The 20,625-nt window shown below is 71.8% G+C and carries 19 protein-coding genes and 1 riboswitch; of the genes, 11 read left to right on the forward strand and 8 right to left on the reverse strand.

Features of this window, described 5'->3' with window-relative positions; genetic code table 11:
• Positions 1-237: 237 nt before the first annotated feature.
• Positions 238-1,248 carry an NAD(P)-dependent alcohol dehydrogenase gene (locus LIV37_RS28120; RefSeq protein ID WP_020870473.1) on the reverse strand — a complete coding sequence of 337 codons (1,011 nt, stop codon included), beginning with the start codon at positions 1,246-1,248 and terminating at the stop codon, positions 238-240.
• A 101-nt stretch (positions 1,249-1,349) separates the two neighbouring features.
• Here LIV37_RS28120 and LIV37_RS28125 point away from each other — a divergent pair, with 101 nt between their 5' ends.
• Both LIV37_RS28125 and LIV37_RS28130 read left to right on the forward strand, forming a co-directional pair.
• The gene (locus LIV37_RS28125) at positions 1,350-1,946 is read left to right on the forward strand and encodes a TetR/AcrR family transcriptional regulator (protein ID WP_020870474.1); all 597 of its coding nucleotides are present in this window, start codon (positions 1,350-1,352) and stop codon (positions 1,944-1,946) included.
• 69 nt (positions 1,947-2,015) lie between these two features.
• A complete protein-coding gene (locus LIV37_RS28130; protein WP_020870475.1) occupies positions 2,016-2,606 on the forward strand; it encodes a Uma2 family endonuclease in 591 nt (196 codons plus the stop codon).
• Between the two features lie 93 nt (positions 2,607-2,699).
• Here LIV37_RS28130 and LIV37_RS28135 read toward each other — a convergent pair whose 3' ends face one another.
• Positions 2,700-3,275, reverse strand: coding sequence for a TerD family protein (locus LIV37_RS28135; RefSeq protein ID WP_020870476.1), 576 nt, complete (start codon positions 3,273-3,275; stop codon positions 2,700-2,702).
• Between the two features lie 174 nt (positions 3,276-3,449).
• On the opposite strand from LIV37_RS28135, the gene arfB reads away from it, so the two are divergent.
• Positions 3,450-3,887, forward strand: coding sequence for an alternative ribosome rescue aminoacyl-tRNA hydrolase ArfB (gene arfB, locus LIV37_RS28140; RefSeq protein ID WP_121824417.1), 438 nt, complete (start codon positions 3,450-3,452; stop codon positions 3,885-3,887).
• A 155-nt stretch (positions 3,888-4,042) separates the two neighbouring features.
• On the opposite strand, the gene LIV37_RS28145 is transcribed toward arfB, so the two are convergent.
• Complete coding sequence (locus tag LIV37_RS28145) at positions 4,043-4,543, reverse strand: flavin reductase family protein (protein ID WP_020870478.1); 501 nt, start codon at positions 4,541-4,543, stop codon at positions 4,043-4,045.
• Between the two features lie 405 nt (positions 4,544-4,948).
• Here LIV37_RS28145 and cdgB point away from each other — a divergent pair, with 405 nt between their 5' ends.
• The gene (gene cdgB, locus LIV37_RS28150; RefSeq protein WP_020870479.1) at positions 4,949-6,640 is read left to right on the forward strand and encodes a diguanylate cyclase CdgB; all 1,692 of its coding nucleotides are present in this window, start codon (positions 4,949-4,951) and stop codon (positions 6,638-6,640) included.
• 186 nt (positions 6,641-6,826) lie between these two features.
• Positions 6,827-7,822, forward strand: coding sequence for a CBM35 domain-containing protein (locus LIV37_RS28155; protein WP_020870480.1), 996 nt, complete (start codon positions 6,827-6,829; stop codon positions 7,820-7,822).
• A gap of 617 nt (positions 7,823-8,439) precedes the next feature.
• On the opposite strand, the gene LIV37_RS28160 is transcribed toward LIV37_RS28155, so the two are convergent.
• The 3 genes from LIV37_RS28160 to LIV37_RS28170 form a co-directional block, all read right to left on the reverse strand.
• Positions 8,440-9,402 carry a 1-phosphofructokinase family hexose kinase gene (locus LIV37_RS28160; protein WP_020870481.1) on the reverse strand — a complete coding sequence of 321 codons (963 nt, stop codon included), beginning with the start codon at positions 9,400-9,402 and terminating at the stop codon, positions 8,440-8,442.
• Positions 9,403-9,687: 285 nt separating this feature from the next.
• Positions 9,688-10,986 (reverse strand): N-acetylglucosamine-6-phosphate deacetylase, encoded by a 1,299-nt coding sequence (gene nagA, locus LIV37_RS28165; protein ID WP_020870482.1) that lies wholly within the window; start codon positions 10,984-10,986, stop codon positions 9,688-9,690.
• Positions 10,986-11,918, reverse strand: a complete 933-nt coding sequence (locus LIV37_RS28170) for an ROK family protein (RefSeq protein WP_121825226.1) — start codon at positions 11,916-11,918, stop codon at positions 10,986-10,988. The genes nagA and LIV37_RS28170 overlap by 1 nt, the downstream gene beginning before the upstream one ends.
• Positions 11,919-12,209: 291 nt before the next feature.
• On the opposite strand from LIV37_RS28170, the gene LIV37_RS28175 reads away from it, so the two are divergent.
• The 3 genes from LIV37_RS28175 to otsB all read left to right on the forward strand — a co-directional run bounded on the left by LIV37_RS28175 (position 12,210) and on the right by otsB (position 15,011).
• Positions 12,210-13,493, forward strand: coding sequence for an extracellular solute-binding protein (locus LIV37_RS28175; protein ID WP_121824415.1), 1,284 nt, complete (start codon positions 12,210-12,212; stop codon positions 13,491-13,493).
• Positions 13,494-13,711: 218 nt separating this feature from the next.
• On the forward strand, positions 13,712-13,930 hold the full coding sequence (locus LIV37_RS28180) for a DUF3263 domain-containing protein (protein WP_121825225.1): 219 nt from the start codon (positions 13,712-13,714) through the stop codon (positions 13,928-13,930).
• Between the two features lie 217 nt (positions 13,931-14,147).
• Positions 14,148-15,011, forward strand: coding sequence for a trehalose-phosphatase (otsB, locus tag LIV37_RS28185; RefSeq protein ID WP_121824414.1), 864 nt, complete (start codon positions 14,148-14,150; stop codon positions 15,009-15,011).
• A gap of 52 nt (positions 15,012-15,063) precedes the next feature.
• Here otsB and LIV37_RS28190 read toward each other — a convergent pair whose 3' ends face one another.
• Positions 15,064-16,572 carry an alpha,alpha-trehalose-phosphate synthase (UDP-forming) gene (locus LIV37_RS28190; protein ID WP_020870487.1) on the reverse strand — a complete coding sequence of 503 codons (1,509 nt, stop codon included), beginning with the start codon at positions 16,570-16,572 and terminating at the stop codon, positions 15,064-15,066.
• Between the two features lie 256 nt (positions 16,573-16,828).
• Positions 16,829-17,776 carry a glucosyl-3-phosphoglycerate synthase gene (locus LIV37_RS28195; protein ID WP_121825224.1) on the reverse strand — a complete coding sequence of 316 codons (948 nt, stop codon included), beginning with the start codon at positions 17,774-17,776 and terminating at the stop codon, positions 16,829-16,831.
• 214 nt (positions 17,777-17,990) lie between these two features.
• Positions 17,991-18,132, forward strand: a riboswitch (SAM riboswitch).
• Positions 18,133-18,150: 18 nt separating this feature from the next.
• On the opposite strand from LIV37_RS28195, the gene thrC reads away from it, so the two are divergent.
• From thrC to LIV37_RS28210, 3 genes are all read left to right on the forward strand, one after another.
• Complete coding sequence (gene thrC / locus LIV37_RS28200) at positions 18,151-19,443, forward strand: threonine synthase (protein WP_121824413.1); 1,293 nt, start codon at positions 18,151-18,153, stop codon at positions 19,441-19,443.
• On the forward strand, positions 19,440-19,718 hold the full coding sequence (locus tag LIV37_RS28205) for a MoaD/ThiS family protein (protein WP_020870490.1): 279 nt from the start codon (positions 19,440-19,442) through the stop codon (positions 19,716-19,718). The genes thrC and LIV37_RS28205 overlap by 4 nt, the downstream gene beginning before the upstream one ends.
• Before the next feature lie 408 nt (positions 19,719-20,126).
• The gene (locus tag LIV37_RS28210) at positions 20,127-20,333 is read left to right on the forward strand and encodes a cold-shock protein (RefSeq protein ID WP_009716982.1); all 207 of its coding nucleotides are present in this window, start codon (positions 20,127-20,129) and stop codon (positions 20,331-20,333) included.
• Positions 20,334-20,625 lie beyond the last annotated feature (292 nt).

Here is a 20,625-nt window from a genome sequence, read left to right on the forward strand (position 1 = left end):
GTTGCCGTGTACGCGACGAGAAGACGATCTGTGGGTGCTGGGTGCTGGGTGCTGGGTGCTGGGTGCTGGGTGCGGGGCGTAGGGCGCGGGGCGTAGGGCGCGGGGCGCGTTTCCCGGCGCTGCCGGGTAGCGCGTGTGTCCGTGGCGGGCGTGGTCGAGTTCTGTGTGCGGGGCGCGGGCGTGGGCGCGGCCGCGTTTCCCGGGACCCAGCCCGGCCCGGCCCGGCCCAGCCCGGCCTCAGAACTCCAGCACTGCCCGGTAGCGCGCCCGTCCGTGGCGTACGTGGTCGAGCGCCTCGCCGATCCGCGCGACCGGGAACGTCTCGACGACCGGACGGATGTCGTGCCGCGCCGCGAAGTCCAGCATCCGCCGGTTCTCCTCCGCCGATCCCACGACGCCGCCGACGATCCGCTTCTCGCCCGGCAGCAGGCTCAACGGATGGACGCTGAACGGCCCGTGGGGAACGCCGACCACGGACAGCGTCCCCTGCGGGCGCAGCGCCGCCAGATACGCGTCCCACGGCAGATCGGCCGAGACGGTCGAGAGGACGAAGTCGAACGAGCCCGCCGCCCGCCGCAACCCCTCGTCCGCGACGATGAACTCATGGGCGCCGAACCGCCGGGTGTCGTCCGCCTTCGCCGCCGTCGAGGAGATGGCGGTCACATGGCAGCCCCACTTGGCGAGGAACTGGATCGCGAGGTGGCCCAGGCCGCCGACGCCCACCACGGCGACCCGGTCCGTGGGCCGCACCCCGTTCCGGCTGATCGCCGAGAAGACCGTGATCCCGGCGCACAGGAGCGGCGCCGCGTGTTCGGAGGCGAGGGCGTCGGGCAGGGGCTGGACGTACCGCCAGTCGCTCGCCCGTACCCGGGTGGCGAACGCGCCACGGTCGCCGCGCAGCGCCGTGTCGTCCTTGTGCGGGCACAGATACTGCCGACCGGTGAGGCACCACTCGCAGGTGAAGCACGCTCCGGCCACCGCCCCGACGCCGACGCGCCGGCCCACGGCCAGCCGCGTGCCGTCGACGGCGCTGCCCACGGCCTCGACCACGCCGACCGCCTCATGCCCCGCGACCACCGGGAACTGTGACACGCCGTACACGTCGTCCACCAGGCCGATGTCGGTCTGGCAGACGCCGCAGTGCGTCACGGCGACGTCGACCTCCAGGGGCCCCAGGGGCTCCGGCTCGTATTCGAGCGGCTGAACAGGGCCACCGGCTTGCTCCACCGCGTACGCACGCACGGTCATGCGTCCCCACCTCATTTTCTAACTAACTAGTTGGTTGGATTTTTGTACGCTACGCGCCCACACCCAGCGCTGGCAACTAACCAGTTGGTAACCTGAACCCCGTGTCTCCCCGGAAAAGCGATGCCACCCGCCGCCGCCTCCTCGACGCGGCCACCGCCGACTTCGCCGCCCATGGCATCGCGGGCGCCCGGGTCGACCGCATCGCGGCCGCCGCGGGCGTCAACAAGGCACAGCTGTACGCCTACTTCGGGGACAAGCTCGGCCTCTTCCGCGCCGTCTTCCGCCTCCACGCCGACGCCGTCGTCGATGCCGTCCCGTTCACGGCCGACGACCTTCCCCAGTACGCCGTGCGGCTCTACGAGACCGCCATCGAACGGCCGGAACTGGTCCGCCTGGCCACCTGGGCCAAGCTCGAAGGAGTGGTCACCGACAACCTGGTGACCGAGTCATCCGCCGTCACCGTCAAACTCCAGGCGATCGCCGAGGCCCAGCGCGCCGGTCGGGTCACCGCCTCGATCGACCCCCAGGACGTCCTCGCGCTGGCCCTCGCCATGGCCCTGACCTGGTCCGCCGCCGGTCTCTCCGCCACCGCCGCCCCCGACGACCCGCCCAAGACCCACACCCGCCGCAAGCAGGCCCTGGCCCAGGCGGTCTCGGGCGCCTTCCGGGCAAGCGCTGATCGTCATCCGGAAGGGTGACAACGGGACCAACCGCCCGAGGCGGCTCGCCTACGCTGGAAGCATCGCTCCGTACGAAGGAGGTCCACCGTGGCACTGACGGCCCCCGAGCGCGAGGCGCGCACGGACAGTGGCGAGAGCACCGCTTCATCGGTCGAGGAAGCCTTCGTGGCGTTGAGCGCGGCAGCCCCCGAGGGATGGCGCGTGGAACTGATCGAAGGGGAAATCCACGTGGTGCCTCCCGCTAATGGTGAGCACGAAGAGATTGTGTCGGAAGTGACGGGGCAGGTGCGCGACCACAGGAAGGACCTGGGGCGCTACACCGGCATCGGGCTCCGCGTTCCGGATGCGTCACCAACCGGCAAGGTCGTTCCTGATTTCGTCATCGCGCCCAAGGGAAGCTTCGGCGACTCGCTGGAGTACCACGATCCGGAAGCGGTGATGCTCGTCGGCGAGGTCACGTCACATTCGACCGCCGACAACGATCGGGGCCCCAAGCTCCGCGGTTACGCGACGGCGGGCATTCCGTTCTACCTGCTGATCGACCGGGAGCGGAACCAGGCCGTCCTGCACTCCCTGCCCGCGGGGAAGAGGTACACCCGCAAGGTCGAGGTCGACATCTCCCAGCCGCTGTCGCTGCCCGAACCCCTCGGGTTCGACCTGGACACCAGCGAGTTCTGACCCCGTTCCCCTTTAAGGGGGGCATGGCCGTGGACACGGCGAGGGCCGCCCCGGGTGCGGGGCGGCCCTCGGTGGTGGTGCGCTGGTGGAACCTCAGACGTTGACGCCGAAGTCCTTGGCGATGCCCACCAGGCCGGAGGCGTAGCCCTGGCCCACGGCGCGGAACTTCCACTCCGCCCCGTTGCGGTACAGCTCGCCGAAGACCATGGCGGTCTCGGTGGCGGCGTCCTCGCTCAGGTCGTAGCGGGCGATCTCGGTGCCGCCGGCCTGGTTGATGATGCGGATGAACGCGTTCCGCACCTGGCCGAAGTTCTGGCTACGGGACTCGGCCTCGTAGATCGAGACCGGGAAGACGATCTTCTCCACGTCGGCCGGCAGAGCGGCCAGGTTGACGTTGATCTGCTCGTCGTCGCCCTCGCCCTGGCCGGTGACGTTGTCACCGGTGTGGACGATGGTCTGGTCCGGCGTGGACTTGTTGTTGAAGAACACGAAGTGCTGGTCGGAGTAGACCTTGCCCTGCGTGTTGACGGCGATGGCGCTCGCGTCGAGGTCGAAGTCGGTGCCCGTGGTGGTGCGGACGTCCCAGCCGAGGCCGACCGTGACGGCGGTCAGGCCCGGTGCCTCCTTGGTGAGCGAGACGTTGCCGCCCTTGGACAGGCTTACAGCCATGGGGAGTCCCTTTCGTGGTCTCGATGGTCCGAGGCGACGGGCGAAGCCGTCGTCACCCTCCACAACGCCATGAATGGCCCGACAGGTTCCAGCTCTCTTTACTTTCTTTGCCAAACCCTGATGTCCGGGTACGACGAGATAACAAGATGACGCCGCCGGGGTCGGCAGGCGACCATGGGGGACATGCCCGCGCCCTATGTCATCCGAGGTTCGGTCTTCTTGCCGGAGGCCGAGTTGATGTGGCGTTTCTCGCGGTCCTCCGGACCCGGCGGACAACACGTCAACACCAGTGACAGCCAGGTCGAGCTGCGCTTCGACCTCGCCCGCACCGAGGCGCTGCCGCCCGTATGGAAGGAGCGCGCCCTGGAGCGGCTGGCGGGCCGGCTGGTGGACGGGGTGGTGACCGTACGGGCCTCCGAGCACCGTTCGCAGTGGCGCAACCGCGAGACGGCCGCCGTAAGGCTCGCGTCACTGCTCGCGGAGGCGACCGCGCCACCGCCCAAGCCGCGCCGCCCCACCCGGATCCCCCGGGGCATCAACGAGCGGCGGCTGCGCGAGAAGAAGCAGCGGAGCGACGTCAAGCGGGGCCGCACGGGGCGGGGCTGGACATAGCCCGTCCGGCCGCCCGGGCCGACAGGGCCGACGAGACCCACCGGGCCGACGAGACCCACCGGGCCGACGGGACCCACCGGGCCGACGGGGCCGCCCGCCCGGACCGCCCGCACCGCCCGGTCGCCGTTCCCCGGTCGCCACGCTTTCGGCGCCCCTCACCCCAGTGTCCGGTAGCGCCCCCTGAAGTGCGTCAGCGGCCCGCCCTCCGCGGCCGGTGCCGCCGCGGCGAGCACCCGGGCCACCACGAGCGTGTGGTCCCCGGCCGTCACCCGCTGCTCGGTGCGGCACTCCAGCGTCGCCAGCGCGCCCACCGCGAGCGGGGCGTCCGTATGCTCGCCCCGCACCACGGACATGTCCTCGAACAGCAATCTGTCGCTGATGCGCCCCTTCATGGCGAATCGTCCCGCGATGTGCCGCTGACCTTCCGACAGGACCGATACCGCCCAGTGGGGCTGTCGCTCGAGGAGCTCGTCCATCCGGGACCCGTTGCGAACGCTCACCATCACCAGGGGCGGGTCAAGTGACACTGACATGAACGCGGTGGCCGTCATACCGACGTCCTCGCCGCTCGGCCCCTCCTCCGGGTCGTGCGCGGTCACCAGCACCACACCCGCGGTGAACCGCGACAGCGCGATGCGGAACTCGTCCTCGCTCACCCCACCAGCATGGGGGACGGCGGGCTCGGCTGGGCTGGAAGGAGTCGTCGGGAACACCCTTCGACGCTAACCGCCCCCGGCCGGTCCCCGCATCGGGCCGGGGGACCACTCCGGGCGTAGGCCGCGGGCCGTAAGCCCGGTGCCGGGCCGGGGGGTGTCCGGGCTTCCCGGGCGGCCGCCTTGCATGGCCAGGCGCCGTCGTTCCGGGATTTGCGATCACAAAAACTAGGAGCGCTCCCACCCGCCCTGTTGAAGAGGTGAACACGGTCTGTGACATGAGTCACAGCAGGCAGTAATTGTTGACCCTGTGTACCGAGTGGGCAGCTCGCTGTGATTCAGTGGCCGTGGCAATCGGACGACAAGACGCCAGGAGTTTGCTGTCGAGGTCTCGGGGGAGTGCGATCGATGGAGACCGAGTCGGAGCCGTACATCCGCCTTGCGACACTGCGGCAGCTGCACCAGGTGGTCGCCGATCTGAACACCGCCCGCAGCCTCGCCGACACGCTTCAGGCCGTCGCCGACGGTGTCATCGCCGGGCTCGGCTTCGAGCTGTCGGCCGTCAACCTCGTCCGCCCCGACGGTGACCTCGTCGTCGCCGCGGTCGGCGGCAGCGCCGGGGCCGAGGCGCTGATGGCCGGGCGGGTCGGCTCCCGCTGCTCCTGGGAGCGCCGGCTGTCCATGGGCGAGCGCTGGGGCGATCTGCGCTTCATCCCGTACAGCGAGGGCTGGGTCCTCGACGACGACGACGTCCCGCAGTGGCACACCCCAGGGCCCGCGCCCCGCTTCCCCGACGAATGGCATCCGATGGACCGCCTGTTCGCCCCGCTCTACGCGGCGGGCGCCTCCGGCGGCGAGCTCATAGGCGTGCTGTCCGTCGACAAACCGCGCAACGGCCGCCACCCCGGCGCCTGGGGCCGCGAGGCCCTCCAGATGTACGCCTTCCACGCCGCCGTCGCGATCGGCAACGCCCGGCTGCGCGGCAACATGCAGCGCGCCCTGCTGCGCCTGGAGCGCGAGCAGCAGGCGCTGCGCGCCAGCGAGGAGTCCTTCCGGCAGGCGTTCGAATACGCGCCCAGCGGCATGGCCATCGCCGAGATGGGCGGCGATCAGCACGGCCGGCTGCTGCGAACCAACGACGCCCTGTGCCGGCTGCTGGGCCGCCCCGCCTCCGCGATGCGCCGCTTCTCCTTCTCCGACCTGGTCCACCCCGAGGACATCGGCACCCTGCTGCGCACCTCCGCCGAGGGCGGCCGCGCCGAGCTGCGGCTGGCCCGCCGCGACGGTTCGTACGTCTGGGTCTCGTTGCGCAACTCGGTGGTGGCCGACGCCGCCGACGGCCCGCGCTTCCTGCTCACCCATGTCGAGGACATCGAGGAGCGCAAGCGCCATGAGCTGCAGCTCGCCCACCGCGCCAGCCATGACTCCCTGACCGGCCTGCCCAACAGCGCCGAGCTGCGCGCCCGGCTCGCCGCCCGGCTGTGCGCCACCCCGCCCCGGCCGGGCGGAGGGTACGAGGACGGGACCGCGTCGGACGGCGGTGTCCCGGGCGCCGGTGGGGTCTATGTGGACGCGGCGGGGCATCTGCACGGCTTCGACGAGTTCGAGTTCTTCGGCACCCCGCCGCCGGTCGAGACCGCCCCGTTCGACGGCCATGTGCACACCGTCCCGCCCAACGAGGACTCCGACATCGACGACGGCCACAAGGGGCTCGCGGTGCTCTTCTGCGACCTCGACGGCTTCAAGTCCATCAACGACCGGTTCGGGCACCACGCGGGCGACGCCGTGCTCATCGAGGTCGCCCGCCGGCTGACCAACGGAGTGCGGGAAGGGGACACCGTCGCCCGCCTCGGCGGTGACGAATTCGTCGTCCTCGCCGACGGCCTCGGCCAGGCCGACGCGGCTGACCTGGCGGTACGGCTGCGGAACGCGATCACTCCGCCCATCCGGGTGGACGGCAGGGCCGTCCGGGTCGGTGCCAGCTTCGGTATCGGCTGGGCAGGCTGCGGAATGTCGGCCGAAGAGGTGCTGCACTCCGCTGACCAGCGGATGTACATCGAGAAGCGGTCCCGCTCCAAGGAGCGCCGCCGGGCGGGATGAGGTAGGGAGGCGGTCGGTCGCGGTAGGCTGCGCCGATGCGGCCCTGCCGCCGACAGTGAACCGATCATGAATATTGGCCATCCGGACAGCACACGCCCTGTTGAGGCCCTCTCGACCCTGATATGAGCTGTCGTGGCGCGTTCTGATCCCGCGCCGATGGCCATATGCATAGGGGAGTGACGAGGGATGACGGCCGGCAACAACGGCTCGGGCACACCGGAGAACGACGATCCGTTCGCCTACCTGTATCGCTCGGAGGGCGATCAAGGGAACGAGGGCGGTCAGTCGGGCCAGCCGGGTGCCGCCCCCCGCACCGGCGGCTATGGCTACCCGGGCCCGGCCCAGCCAGGGGTTCCCCGCACCTCGTACAACCAGGTCCGCGCGGTGGGTGAGCGCAACTACGGCCAACAGATCCCGAACCAGCAGCCGCAGCAGGGGTACGGCCAGCAGGGCGGCCACGGCCGGCAGAACGCCCACTACGCCGCCCCCGAGACCCTGCCCGGCGGCGCACCCCGCCAGCCCGGTGCGGACGCCCCGCGCGGCGGCCATGGCGGAGGCGGCCGTGGCCCCAACAACAAGGGGCTGCTCATCGGCGCCATCGCGGTGGTCGCGGTGGTCCTCGTGGGCATCGGCGTTGCCATGATCACCAACGGTGACGACAACAAGGACGACCAGGCCGACCCGACCGGCCAGCCCACGGCGGGCTCCAGCGTCCGGCCCCGCGAGCCCTCCGGGCCCGCCAAGGGCCCGGGCGACGAGAAGCTGCCCACCGAGGACGCCGCGAAGATGAAGCTGACCGGCGGCGCGGCCGCCGCGAGCGACATCAAGGGCGCCAAGGCCGCGGGCGGCACCTACGTCGGCGGGCTCAACACCCCGGGCTCGTCCGCGACCTGGAACCTGGACGTGGCCAAGGCGAAGTCCTACCGGCTGTACGTCACCTACGGCGTGCCCGGCGAGGACCAGAGCATGTCGCTGACGATCAACGGCAAGAAGGAGACGCGGCCGCTCAACATGAAGAACTTCTCGGGCGCGCCGAAGGGTGACTACGAGAAGGGCTGGACCGAGACCTGGTCGATCGTCCAGCTCACCAAGGGCACCAACACGATCACCTTGTCGTGTGACCCCGGCGACAAGTGCGACGCCAACATCGATCAGATGTGGCTCGCCAAGGCCAAGGGCTAGCCTAGGGCTGGCCAGGGCTAAGGGCTGGCCAGGGGCAAGGGTTAGCCAGGGGCAAGGGTTAGCCAGGGGCAACGGTTAGCCAAGGCCAAGGGCTGGCCAGGGCCAGGTGGTGTCCGGCGGATCGTGACGCCTGCGGCGGGCTGCTTTCCCCTACCCGCCCCTTCCCGCAACTGGGGCTCCGCCCCAGACCCCGGGGTCCGGGGCGGAGCCCCTGCCACGTGGAGCTTCGGCCGCGTGGAGCTTCGGCCGCGCGGAGCTCCGGCCATGCGGAGCCCCCGCCGCGCGGAGTTCCTGCCGCGTGGAGCTCCTGCCGCGTGGAACTCCGGCCATGCGGAGCCCCCGCCGCGTGGAGTTCCTGCCGCGTGGAACTCCGGCCATGCGGAGCCCCCGCCGCGTGGAGTTCCTGCCGCGTGGAACTCCGGCCATGCGGAGCCCCCGCCGCGTGGAGCCCCCGCCGCGCGAAGCCCCCGCCACGTGGCGGCGCCGCGTATCGATGCCGGAGGGAAGGGCGGGAGGGGGAGGTATCGATACGCGGCTCCGCCACGTGAACGGATGTGCGGCTCTGCCGTGTGGCCCGCCGGACACCCCGTAGGGCCTGGGCGGCACTCGGCGGTTGCTCACGCCGCCGCCGGGTGCTCCGTCACCTCGACCCGCGCCAGCGCCTCGTCGTAGACCGCACGGTCGAACTCGCCCGCCACCGGGGCCCTTACGGCGGCCGCCGACAGGGCGACGGCGCGGGCCAGCCGGTCCGGCCACGGCACCTCCTCGACCAGCCCGGACAGCAGCCCCGCGACCGCCGCGTCCCCGGCGCCCGTCGGATTGCCCGTCAGCCGGCGCGGCGGGTTGGCGCGCCAGGCGCCATGGGCGGTGACCATGAGCATGCCGTCGGGGCCGAGCGAGGCGGCCACCGCGCGCGCCCCGCGCCGCCGGGCGTCGCGCGCGGCGCGCAGTGGGTCGGTGGAGCCGGTGAGCCCGGCGAGCTCGTCGGCGTTGGGCTTGACGAGATGGGGGCGGGCGGCGATGCCCCGGCGCAGCGGTTCGCCGCTGGTGTCCAGCAGCGTGGGCACGCCCGCTGCATGCGCCTCCCGGATGAGCTGGGCGTACGTCCCGACGGGGACCCCGGGCGGCAGGCTGCCGCACAGCGCGACCGCCGACGCCTCGCGCAGCAGCCGACCGTAACCGTCCATGAAGGTGGACCACTCGGGGGTGGTGACGATCGGGCCCGGCTCGTTGAGCTGAGTGGTGTCGCCCGTGGCGGCGTCCACGACACCGATGGTGCGCCGGGTGGTACCGGCGATCGGGACCAGCGCGTCGGTGATCGTGCCGCGAGGTGCCTTGTGGCCGCCGCCGGGGGTGGCGATCCCGGCGAGCAGCTGCCGCAGCACCGCGCCGGTGACCCCGCCGACGAAGCCGGTGACGACGGTGTCATGGCCCAGCGCGGCCAGCACCCGGGCCACGTTGAGGCCCTTGCCGCCCGGCCGTTCGGTGACCTCGGTGACGCGGTGGGTGGTGTGCGGGCGCAGCTCCGGCACCCGGTAGGTGACGTCGAGGGCGGTGTTGAGCGTGACCGTGAGGATCACCCTGGCATCCCCTCTCCCGTCCCCCCGCCGGACGGAGACTCCTGTGCTGAATGCGACTGTGTGCCGGGCGATGCCCGTGCCCCGGCCGTACCCGTGCCCGTGCCCGTGCCGTACCCGCGCCCGAGCCGTGCGTACCCGAGCCGTGCGTACCCGAGCCGGACGTGCCCGTTCCCGTGCCCGAGCGATCATGCCAAAACGAGTGGCTTCGGCCCAGACCTCCGCGTCGTTGCGGACAGCGTCGGACCGTGTCGACGCACCGTCACCCCCGCCTGAAATCAGGGCATTTCAGTCCAGTTCGGGACGGACAACCCAAGTGCCCCGGCGCATCACGCCCCGCAGCCGGAAGTCGTCGTCGAGCACGACGAGATCGGCGTCCTTGCCGGGCTCGAGCGAACCCACCCGGTCGGCGATGCCCAGCACCCGGGCGGGGGTCGCGGACAGCGCCCTTACGGTCGCCTCGACGCCGAGCCCGTCGATCGTGACGGCTCGCCGGAAGGCCCGGTCCAGGGTGAGGGTGGAGCCCGCGATGGAACCGGCCGTCGGCCCGTCGCTGATCCGCGCGACACCGTCCTTGACCTCGACCTCCATGGGGCCGAGCGGATAGCGGCCGTCGCTCATGCCCGCCGCGCCCATCGCGTCGGTGATGAAGGCGACCCGGTCCGCGCCCGCCCGGTGGAAGGCCAGCCCCAGGACGGCGGGGTGCAGATGGGTGCCGTCGTTGATCAGCTCCACCGTGATCCGCTCGTCCTCCAGCAGCGCCGCCACCGGGCCGGGGGCGCGGTGCAGCAGCGACGGCATCGCGTTGAACAGGTGGGTCGCCACGGTCGCGCCCGCCTCGACGGCCTCCAGCGTCGCCTCGTACGTCGAGTCGGTGTGACCGACGGCCGCGAGGACCCCGCTCTCGGCCAGCAGCCGTACGGACTCCAGCCCGCCCGGCAGTTCGGGGGCGAGGGTCATCATCCGCGCGGTGCCGCGCGCCGCGTCCACCAGCTTGCGCACATCCGCCGGATCGGGCGCGCGCAGCAGCGAGGGCTGGTGGGCGCCGCAGCGGTGGGGGGAGATGAACGGCCCCTCGAAGTGGATGCCCGCCAACTCGCCCTGCTCCACCAGCTCCGAGAGGGCGGCGGCCTGCCGGGCGAGGTCGTCCAGGTCGCCGGTGACGGTGGAGGCGAGCATCGTGGTGGTGCCGTGCCGCCGGTGCGTACCGATGGCGGTCAGGGCCTGCTCGGGGGTGCCCGCCGAGAACGAGGCACCGCCGCCGCCGTGCACATGCAGGTCCACGAAGCCGGGGACGATCCAGCCGCCCGCCAGGTCGAGCGCCCGCTCGCCGCCGCCGCCGGACGCGGAATCCACCGCGCGCCCGGCTCTCGGTCCCGCCGCGGCCCTGGCCGCCGGTCCCGCCGCGTGTCCGGTCGCCGGTCCTCCCGCCGGTCCCCCCGCGGCCCTGGCCGCCGGTCCCGCCGCGTTCCCGGCCGCCGGTCCCGCCGCCGTGATGCGCGTGCCCTCGACCGTCACCCGCCCGTTGTCGACCACGCCGTCCGGCAGGACCACCCGGGCGCCGGTGAGATGCGTTCGCTGGACCATCAGGCGGTTACCTCCGTGGAGAGTCGGTCCCAGGCGAGCAGACCCGCGCCCAGGCAGCCGGCGGTGTCCCCGAGGGCCGCCGGGACGATACGGGGGATCTGCTGGAAGGTGAGCCGCTCCTCGACCGCGGTGCGCAGCGGCGCGAACAGCGTCTCCCCGGCCTCGGCCAGCCCACCGCCGACGATCAGCACACCGGGGTCCAGCAGGGTGAGGGCGGTGACCAGGCCGTCGGCGAGTGCGCCCACCATCTCGCCCCACACGGCCACGGCCCTGGGATCGCCGGACCGGACGGCCTTGGCGCAGTCGGCGGCGTCCGCGGCCGGGTCGCCGCTGGCGTCGGCCCAGGCGCGGCCCACCGCGGCCGCCGAGGCGAGCGTCTCCAGGCAGCCGGACTGACCGCAGCCGCAGGCGGCGCCGCCCGGCCGGACGACGATGTGGCCGATCTCGCCGGAGGAGCCGTGGGCTCCGGGGTCGATGCGCCCGTCGACGCCGATGGCGCCCGCGATGCCGGTGCCGACGGAGACGAACAGGAAGCGCCGGGCGCCCTCGCCCGCTCCTATGCGCCCCTCGGCCAGCCCGCCCAGCCGGACGTCATGGCCGAGCGCGACCGGGATCCCGCCCAGCCGCTCGGTGAGCAGCGCCCGCAGCGGGACGTCGCTCCAGCCGAGGTTGGCGGCGAAGACGGCCACCCCGCGGTCCTCGTCCAGGACCCCGGGCACGCCGACCCCCGCGGCCAGCGGGGGCCCGCCGAACCGCCGCTCGCCGATCGTGCGCAGCTCGGCGGCGAAGTCGAGGATCGCGGCCACGACCGCCTCGGGCCCGCGCTCCCGCTCGGTGGGCCTCCTGGCCTCGTGGAGGAGTGTGGTGTCCGCCCCGACCAGGGCGGCCTTCATACCGGTGCCGCCCACATCCAGGGCGATGACGTGTTTCACATGGAACAGTCTCGCGCGATCCACCATGAGAGGTCTAGTCCACTCGCCGCTTCTCGTCGGGAGATCACGCCGTCGCCGGTAGCGGAGTTGGTGTGAACCAGCCCCTCCGTTTGTGACTGGGTGACACATCCCACTTACGCGTGTAGCGCCGCGCTCACCTGGGCATTTGAGCTCCGATACCGAAGCGATATGCCCATGGTGTAGACCTTGTGGAGGTTTGCAAGGCAGACTCGCTCGACCTCGGGGGAGGACCCTTGAGGATGAAACAAGCCATAGGGTGGGAAAACAGCGGTGCAGCGGCGACGGTTCTTGGGTCTGACAACGGCGGGTGTCGCTGCGGTGGCGACGGCACCAGGACTCACGGCCTGCGGCAGCGGCGGCTCCGGCTCCGACGGTGATGTCACCTTGAAGGTGGTCGCGGCCGACTACGGCGACAGCACAGCCAACGGCTCCCAGAAGTACTGGAACAAGGTGGCCCGGGCCTTCGAGGCCAAGAACGGCGGCCTTAAGGTCGACGTCAAGGTCTACGGCTGGACCGAGGTGGACCGGCGGGTGGCCGAGATGGTCAAGAACGGTCAGACCCCGGACATCGCACAGATCGGCGCGTACGCCGACTACGCCGCGCAGGGCAAGCTCTACCGCGCCGACGAGATGCTCTCCATCCCCACCCAGGCCGGTTTCATCACCTCGATCGCCCATGCGGGTGAGGTGCGGCGGGTGCAGTACGGAGTGCCGTTCGTGGCCAGCGCCCGGCTGCTCTTCTACAACAAGAAGCTCTTCGACCGGGCCGGGATATCCTCCGCCCCCGCCAGCTGGGACGAGCTCAAGGAGGCTGCCGTCCGGCTCAAGGCCAACGGGGTGAAGATCCCGTACGGGCTGCCGCTCGGCCCCGAGGAGTGCCAGGCCGAAACCATGATGTGGATGCTCAGCGGCGGTGGCGGCTACACCGACGCCAACGGCAGCTACACCATCGACTCCACCGAGAACATCGAGGCCTTCGAGTGGCTGCGGGACGAACTCGTCGGCGCGGACCTCACCGGCCCCGGCTCCCCGGCCCGCACCAACCGCCAGGACACCTTCGACGCCTTCGCCCGCGGCGAGGTCGGCATGCTCAACGGCCACCCCACCCTGATGCAGCAGGCGTCCGGCCACGGCATCACGTACGGCACCGCGCCGCTGCCCGGCCGCAGGGGCAAGTCCCCGTCGACGATGGGCGTCGCCGACTGGCTGATGGCCTTCAAGCAGAACGGCCACCGCAAGGAGATCGGGAAGTTCCTCGACTTCGTCTACACCGAGGACAACGTGCTGGACTTCGTCACCGAGTACGACCTGCTGCCGGTGACCACCGCCGTCGAGCAGACGATGCTCGGCGACCGTGAGTACAAGCGGCTGTGGCGGTTCCTGGACGAGCTGGAGAGCGCGGAGTTCTACCCGGCCGACAAGACCTCCTGGGCGGAGGTCAGCAAGCTGATCAAGCAGAAGATCGGCTCGACCGTGGCCAAGGGCGGCGACCCGGCGAGCGTGCTGGGCCAGATCCAGCGGGAGGCCGACGCCATGGAGAATGCGGGGGCATGACAGTGGACACGCCCGGCCCCGGCCCATCCGACGACCCCGCCGACCAGGTCGGGGAGCAGGACCAGAAGCAGGTCGAGGGCCAGGGGCGGGCCAAGGACCAGGCCGAGGACCAGGCCGAGGGCCAGGGCCAGGGCCAGGGTCAGGGCCAAGTTGAGAATCAAGGTCAGGTCGAGGACCGAGATCAGCTCGAGGGGCAGGAGCCGGGCCCGGATGCCGGGCTGTCGGAGCGCGACCTGGCCGTGCTCGCCGTGGAGCGGCGCGGCTGGCCGGGCCCCGGCGCCAAGGAGCGGGCGATACGGGAGCGGTTGGGCCTTTCCCCGACCCGCTACTACCAGCTGCTGAACGCGCTGCTGGACGACCCCAGGGCCCTGGAGCACGACCCGGTGACCGTCAACCGGCTGCGTCGGATCAGGGACGAGCGCCGCGAACGCCGCTGACGCACATCGTCGGCGGGACGGCCGGGGCGCGTTCCTCAGCCGGGCGCGCGAGCCTTCACCGGCCGGGCGCGCGCGAGCCGTTCACCGGCCGGGCGCGCGGGTGCGTTGACCGGCCGGGTGCGCGGGTGCGTTGACCGGCCGGGCGCCCGTGGGCCGTTCACCGGGGGGACGCCCGGGCGAAGCCCGCCGTGCCGCCGGGCCCGGTAGGGTCGCCGCCATGGGCAGCGCTATGGGAAGTCACCCCGTCCCCGTACCCACCACCTCCGCCGGCCGTGAGGGCCTCGCCGCCCTCCTCGAACGGCCCGGCCGCGCCGTCGTCGGACTCGACTTCGACGGCACCCTCGCCGAGATCGTCCCCGACCCCGACCAGGCCCGCGCCCACCCCGGCGCCGTCCCCGCGCTCTCCCGGCTGGCCCCGCGGATCCGCTCCGTCGCGGTGATCACCGGACGCCCGGCCGAGATCGCCGTACGGTACGGCGGCTTCGCCGGGGCCGAGGGGCTGGACGGGCTCGTCGTCCTCGGCCTCTACGGTGCCGAGCGCTGGGACGCGGGCAGCGGCGAGGTCCAGGCGCCCGAACCACACCCCGGCGTCGCCGCCGCCCAGGCCGAACTCCCCGCCGTCCTCGAGGAGCACGGCGCCTCGCGCGGCACCTGGATCGAGGACAAGGGCCGAGCCGTCGCCGTCCACACCCGCCGCGCCGAGGACCCCCAGGCCGCGTTCGAGCGGCTGCGCGTGCCGCTGCACGCCCTCGCCGAGCGCCATGGGCTGATGGTCGAGCCCGGCCGCTTCGTCCTGGAGCTGCGCCCGCCGGGCATGGACAAGGGTGTCGCGCTCACCGAGTACGTACGGCGGACGGGCGCGGAAGCCGTGCTCTACGCGGGCGACGACCTTGGCGACCTGGCCGCGTTCGCGGCGGTGGAGCGGCTGCGCGAGGAGGGGGTGCCGGGGGTGCTGGTGTGCAGCGGCAGCACGGAGGTGACCGAGCTCGCCAAGCGGGCCGACCTGGTGGTCGACGGCCCGGCGGGCGTGGTGGACCTGCTGTCGGCCCTGGCCGCCGCGGTCAGCGGCGAAGCCGCGTAGGGCTCGCCGGTACGGCGGCCGCTACCCACCGGACCCACCGGACAGCGGCGGTCTACAGCGCCCGCAGCTGCGCCAGGAACCATGCCTGTGGCGGGAGCGCGGTCGCCGCGGCGGCGAGCCGCTTGGTGCGGTCCGCGCGCTCGCCGTCGCTCATGCGCAGCGCCTCGTGCAGCGCGCGGGCCGTGCCCTCCACGTCGTACGGGTTCACCACCAGCGCGTCCTCGCCCAGTTCGGCGTACGCGCCCGCCTCCCGGGACAGCACCAGCGCGCAGCCCCGCTCGGAGACCACCGGGACCTCCTTGGCCACCAGGTTCATCCCGTCCCGGATGGGGTTGACCAGCGCCACGTCCGCCAGCCGGTAGGCCGCGAGGGACCGGGCGAAGTCGTCCTTCACATGCAGGGCGACCGGGGTCCAGCCCTCCGTGCCGTACTCCTCGTTGATCTCGTCCGCGATCCGCCGCACCCGCTCGGTGTAGTCGCGGTAGACCGCGAGGTCCTGGCGCGAGGGGTAGGCGAAGGCGACGTGCACCACGCGCTCGCGCCACTCGGGGCGGGTCTCCAGCAGCCGCCGGTAGGCCAGCAGCCCGCGCACGATGTTCTTGGACAGCTCGGTACGGTCCACCCGGACGATCGACTTCCGGCCCGGCCCGATCTGCGCCCGCAGAGTGCTCAGCCGTTCGTCCACATCGGCCTCGCGCGACCGCTGCCGCAGGAAGTCCGCGTCCGCGCCCAGGCCGTGGACGCCCAGCCGGGTCTCCCGGCCCTCGAAGCGCACGGCCGTCGCAATGCCGCCACCGCCACCGTCCCCGTCGCCACCGTCCCCGCCGCCACTGCCACCGCCACCGTCGCCGTCCCGGACGATCTCCGCGCCCAGCACCGCCGCGCAGCAGTCGGCGAAGGCGGTGGCCCAGCGCTCGGTGAGGAACGCGGCGCGGTCGCCGCCGAGGATGCCGCGCAGCACCCCCGCCGCGACGTCGTCCGGCAGCAGCCGGTAGTAGTCCGGCGGGGCCCAGGGGGTGTGGGAGAAGTGACCGATCCGCAGGTCGGGGCGGCGCTCGCGGAGCAACGCGGGCACCAGCGCCAGGTGGTAGTCCTGCACCAGGACGACGGCCTCGTCCACCGCCTCCTGGGCGAGCGCGTCCGCGAAGGCCGCGTTATAGCTCTCGTAGGCCGCCCACTGCTCGGCGAACTCCGCGTCGAAGACCGGCTCGACGGGGGTCTGGTAGAGCAGGTGGTGGACGAACCACAGCACCGAATTGGCGACGCCGTTGTACGCGGCGGCGAAGACGTCCGGCGCGATGTCGAGCATCCGCACCTGCTGGCCGCCGGTGTCACCGGGGTTCAGATGGCTGTCCCCGGCCCGCCGGGCCGCCTCGCGGTCGCCCTCGCCGAGCGCCGCGCACACCCACACCCCACCCGACTCGGGGCCGATCGCGCTGAGCCCGGAGACCAGCCCGCCACCGCCGCGCCGGGCGGTGAGCGAGCCGTCCTCGCCCAGGGTGTACGAGACCGGGCCGCGGTTGGACGCGACCAGGATCGGGGCGGTGCGCGGAACTGCCATGTCGCGAGCCTAGCCAGGCGCGGCCCCGCGCAAACGTACGTACGGTTTCTTGCCCCGTAGGTGCTATTCCGGTTCCGGCCACGTAAGCGCCAGGACGCTGTCCCTCCGTGGGGGCCAAGGTTCGGCCCCCGCCGTGGGTGCCGAGCCGCAGCCCGGCGCCATGCCGCGCGTCACGCCATGCCGCCCGTCACGCGTCACGCCATGCCGCGCGTCACGTCGCGCCGTGCCGCGCTGTGCCACGCGTCCCGCCGTGCGTTCACGCCGCGCGGCGCGCCGTGTACTCCGGGATCTCGATCATCGGCGGCCGCTCCTCGGTGTCCACGGGCGTGGTGCGCGGTTCGAAGCCGTTCTCGCCCCGGTCGAACTGGGTCAGCCGCGGCCGCACCAAGTGGCCCCGGGCCAGCCGCAGCTGTGCGGTGCGGTAGATCGCGGCCGCCATCCGGCCGAGCGCCTGCCCGTCCTGGTGGCGGTGTTTGCGCACCCCGATGTCCACCTGGCCGAGCGCGTCGAGCCCCACCGTGTGCAGCGCGTCGACCAGCAGCCCGAGCTCGACGCCGTAGCCGACCGGGAAGGGCAGCCGCTCCAGCAGCGAGCGGCGCGCCGCGTACTCCCCGCCCAGCGGCTGGACGAATCCGGCCAGCTGGGGCCAGTGCAGATTCAGCAGCGGGCGGGCGACCAGCTCGGTGACCCGGCCGCCCTGGCCCGCGACCTCGCCGAGCGGGCGGTCGTACATGCCCTTGACCAGCTCCAGCGTGGGGTCGGTCAGCAGCGGACCGACGATCCCCGAGACAAAGCGCGGTTCGAATTCCCGCAGGTCGGCGTCGATGAAGCAGACGATGTCGCCGCTCGTGGCGAGCAGGGACCGCCACAGCACCTCGCCCTTGCCGGGCAGCGCGGGCAGCCGGGGCAGCAGCGAGTCGCGGGGGACGACGGTGGCGCCCGCCGCCGCGGCGACCTCGGCGGTGCGGTCCGTGGAACCGGAGTCCAGCACCACCAGCTCGTCCACCAGCGGCGTAGCCCCGCCCATCAGCTCACGCCGGATCGTGTCGGCGATCTCACCGACCGTGGCCTCCTCGTTCAGGGCGGGCAGGACCACGCTCACCGTCGTCCCCGCGGCCCGCTTCGCGGCCGGCAGGCGATCCAGCGGACGGTCGTCGGCAGACCAGGAGCGACGCTTCAGCCAGCGCTCCACCTCATCCAGCACCTGTGTGTCTCCCCTGTTGTGATCGGGCCTGTTGTGATCGCTGTGATCCATCTCGCGCATCGGACGGCTAGCTCAACCATCCGGGCCTTCGGTTACAGTCTTGAACAACGCACATGGCCGTCGTATGTCGGGGTCGACCTCGGTGTTTACCGAGGTACCGAGGTACCGACGAGGCCCGTGCCGACAAACGCCCCGGGTCCGCCCGGTGCCATACCGCTCATCCAGAGGGGCAGAGGGAACGGCCCGTTGAAGCCCCGGCAACCCTCCAGCTGATCTCGCATTCCGCAGCGAGGCTCCCAGCTCGGGAAGGTGCCAATTCCGTCTCGTGGCGAAATGCGTCGCGAGGAAGATGAGGAGAAAGGGCCTCGCCATCCATGGCTGTGCAGTCAGTAGAAAGCTCAACCACTTCCTCCGCCTCCGGTGCCTTCGGCCCCGCCGTCGCATTGTCCTGCCGGGAGTGCGGTGAGCGGTTCGAGCTGGGTCCGATCTTCGCGTGCGAGGCCTGTTTCGGGCCCCTCGAGGTCGCGTACGAGCTCCCGGCCGGCGACCCGGAGGGGCTGCGCCGGCGGATCGAAGCCGGCCCGAACAGCATCTGGCGCTACGCCCCGCTGCTGCCCGTCCCGGCGGACGTGGCGGATCTGCCGAGCCTGAACCCCGGCTTCACCCAGCTGGTCAAGGCCGACAACCTCGCCCGTGAGCTCGGCGTCACCGGTGAGCTGCACATCAAGGACGACTCCGGGAACCCGACCCACTCCTTCAAGGACCGGGTCGTCGCCATCGCCGTCCAGGCCGCCCGCACCTTCGGCTTCACCACCCTCTCCTGCTCCTCCACCGGCAACCTCGCCGGCGCGGTGGGCGCCGCGGCCGCCCGTGCGGGCTTCCGCTCCTGCGTCTTCATCCCGCACGACCTGGAGGCGGGCAAGGTCGTCATGGCCGCGGTCTACGGCGGTGAGCTGGTCGGCATCGAGGGCAACTACGACGACGTCAACCGCTTCTGCAGCGAGCTGATCGGCGACCCGGCGGGCGAGGGCTGGGGCTTCGTCAACGTCAATCTGCGGCCGTACTACGGCGAGGGCTCCAAGACCCTGGCGTACGAGATCTGCGAGCAGCTCGGCTGGCGGCTGCCGGACCAGATCGTCGTCCCGATCGCCTCCGGCTCCCAGCTCACCAAGATCGACAAGGGGCTGAAGGAGCTGATCGCGATCGGTCTGGTCGAGGACAGGCCCTACAAGATCTTCGGCGCCCAGGCCGAGGGCTGCTCCCCGGTCTCCGCCGCCTTCAAGGCCGGCCATGACGTCGTCCGGCCGCAGAAGCCGCGGACCATCGCCAAGTCGCTGGCCATCGGCAACCCCGCGGACGGCCCGTACGTCCTGGACATCGCCCGCCGTACGGGCGGCGCGGTGGAGGACGTGAACGACGAGCAGATCGTCGACGCCATCAAGCTGCTGGCCCGCACCGAGGGGATCTTCGCGGAGACCGCGGGCGGCGTGACCGTCGGCGTGACCAAGAAGCTGATCGAGGACGGGTTGCTCGACCCGTCCCTGACCACCGTCGTGCTCAACACCGGCGACGGCCTCAAGACCCTCGACGCGGTGGCCCCCACCACGGGTCCCTCCGCCATCATCCGCCCCACCCTTGACTCGTTCCGAGAGGCTGGACTCGCATGAGCGTCAACGTCCGAATCCCGACCATCCTGCGCACCTACACCGGCGGCCAGGCCGAGGTTTCCGCCGAGGGTGCGACCCTGGCCGAGGTCCTGGCGGACCTGGAGAAGAACCACGCGGGCATCTCGGCCCGCGTTCTGGACGACACCGGCAAGCTCCGCCGCTTCGTGAACGTCTACGTCAACGACGACGACGTCCGCTTCGCCGATGGCCTGGCCACGGCGACCCCGGACGGCGCCGGGATCTCGATCATCCCGGCGGTCGCGGGCGGCTGCTGACCCCGCGTCCCCCTCCTCACCTTTGGCATCGCCCCGTCCGGGGACAACCGGACGGGGCGATTCCGTCTGTGGAATCGCGATACAGTTGGCCGGATTCCCCGACGGCTCCGGGGTCGGAGCCACATATGAGAACTCGTCAAGTTGTGCGTAAAGTGTGAGCGCGAATTGTCGGGTTGGTGTGCTATGTCCGGCCCGGCTTGCCCGAACTTCACATAATTTCTCACTTTTAACCGTTCGGCCGTGCCCAGAATTCTCGTCCGATTGACCTGTTGCAGAGGGCGTTGGGACGGATACATTCAGCGGCGGTCGACGCGTTCCGGCGCACACCCCCCACATCCGGGGGGTGAGGTCTGACCCGGGTCCGCGGAGTGCGGTCCTGCGCAAGGGCCAGCAATAGGGGAGTTAGGAATGGCTCAGGGCACCGTCAAGTGGTTCAACGCGGAGAAGGGGTACGGCTTCATCGCGGTCGACGGTGGTGCGGACGTGTTCGTCCACTACAGCGCGATCCAGATGGACGGGTACCGCACCCTCGAGGAAGGCCAGCGGGTCGAGTTCGAGATCTCGCAGGGTCAGAAGGGCCCGCAGGCCGACATGGTCCGCGTGGCCGTAGGCTGACGCGCCGACGCGACGCAGCTGAAACGAATAAGTCCGTAGGGTCCGTGTCCCGAACAGGATACGGGCCCTTCGGCATGCCTGGTGCCATGGCTCCCCGGGCCCTGCCGCCCCTTCGGGCGCTTGCGCCCACCCGTCGCCCGGCCACCACCCCTTGAGGATGCCCTATGGGCGCTTGCACTCTATAGGTCCGAGTGCTAATCATTGGCGTTAGCACTCTGACGTTGAGAGTGACAGAAGGACCGGGTCGGTGAGGCCCGCCAGGCCGTGCGGGGTAAGGAACCGCGCGGCAGGT

The sequence above is a fragment of the Streptomyces rapamycinicus NRRL 5491 genome (assembly GCF_024298965.1).
GTDB classification, from domain to species: domain Bacteria; phylum Actinomycetota; class Actinomycetes; order Streptomycetales; family Streptomycetaceae; genus Streptomyces; species Streptomyces rapamycinicus.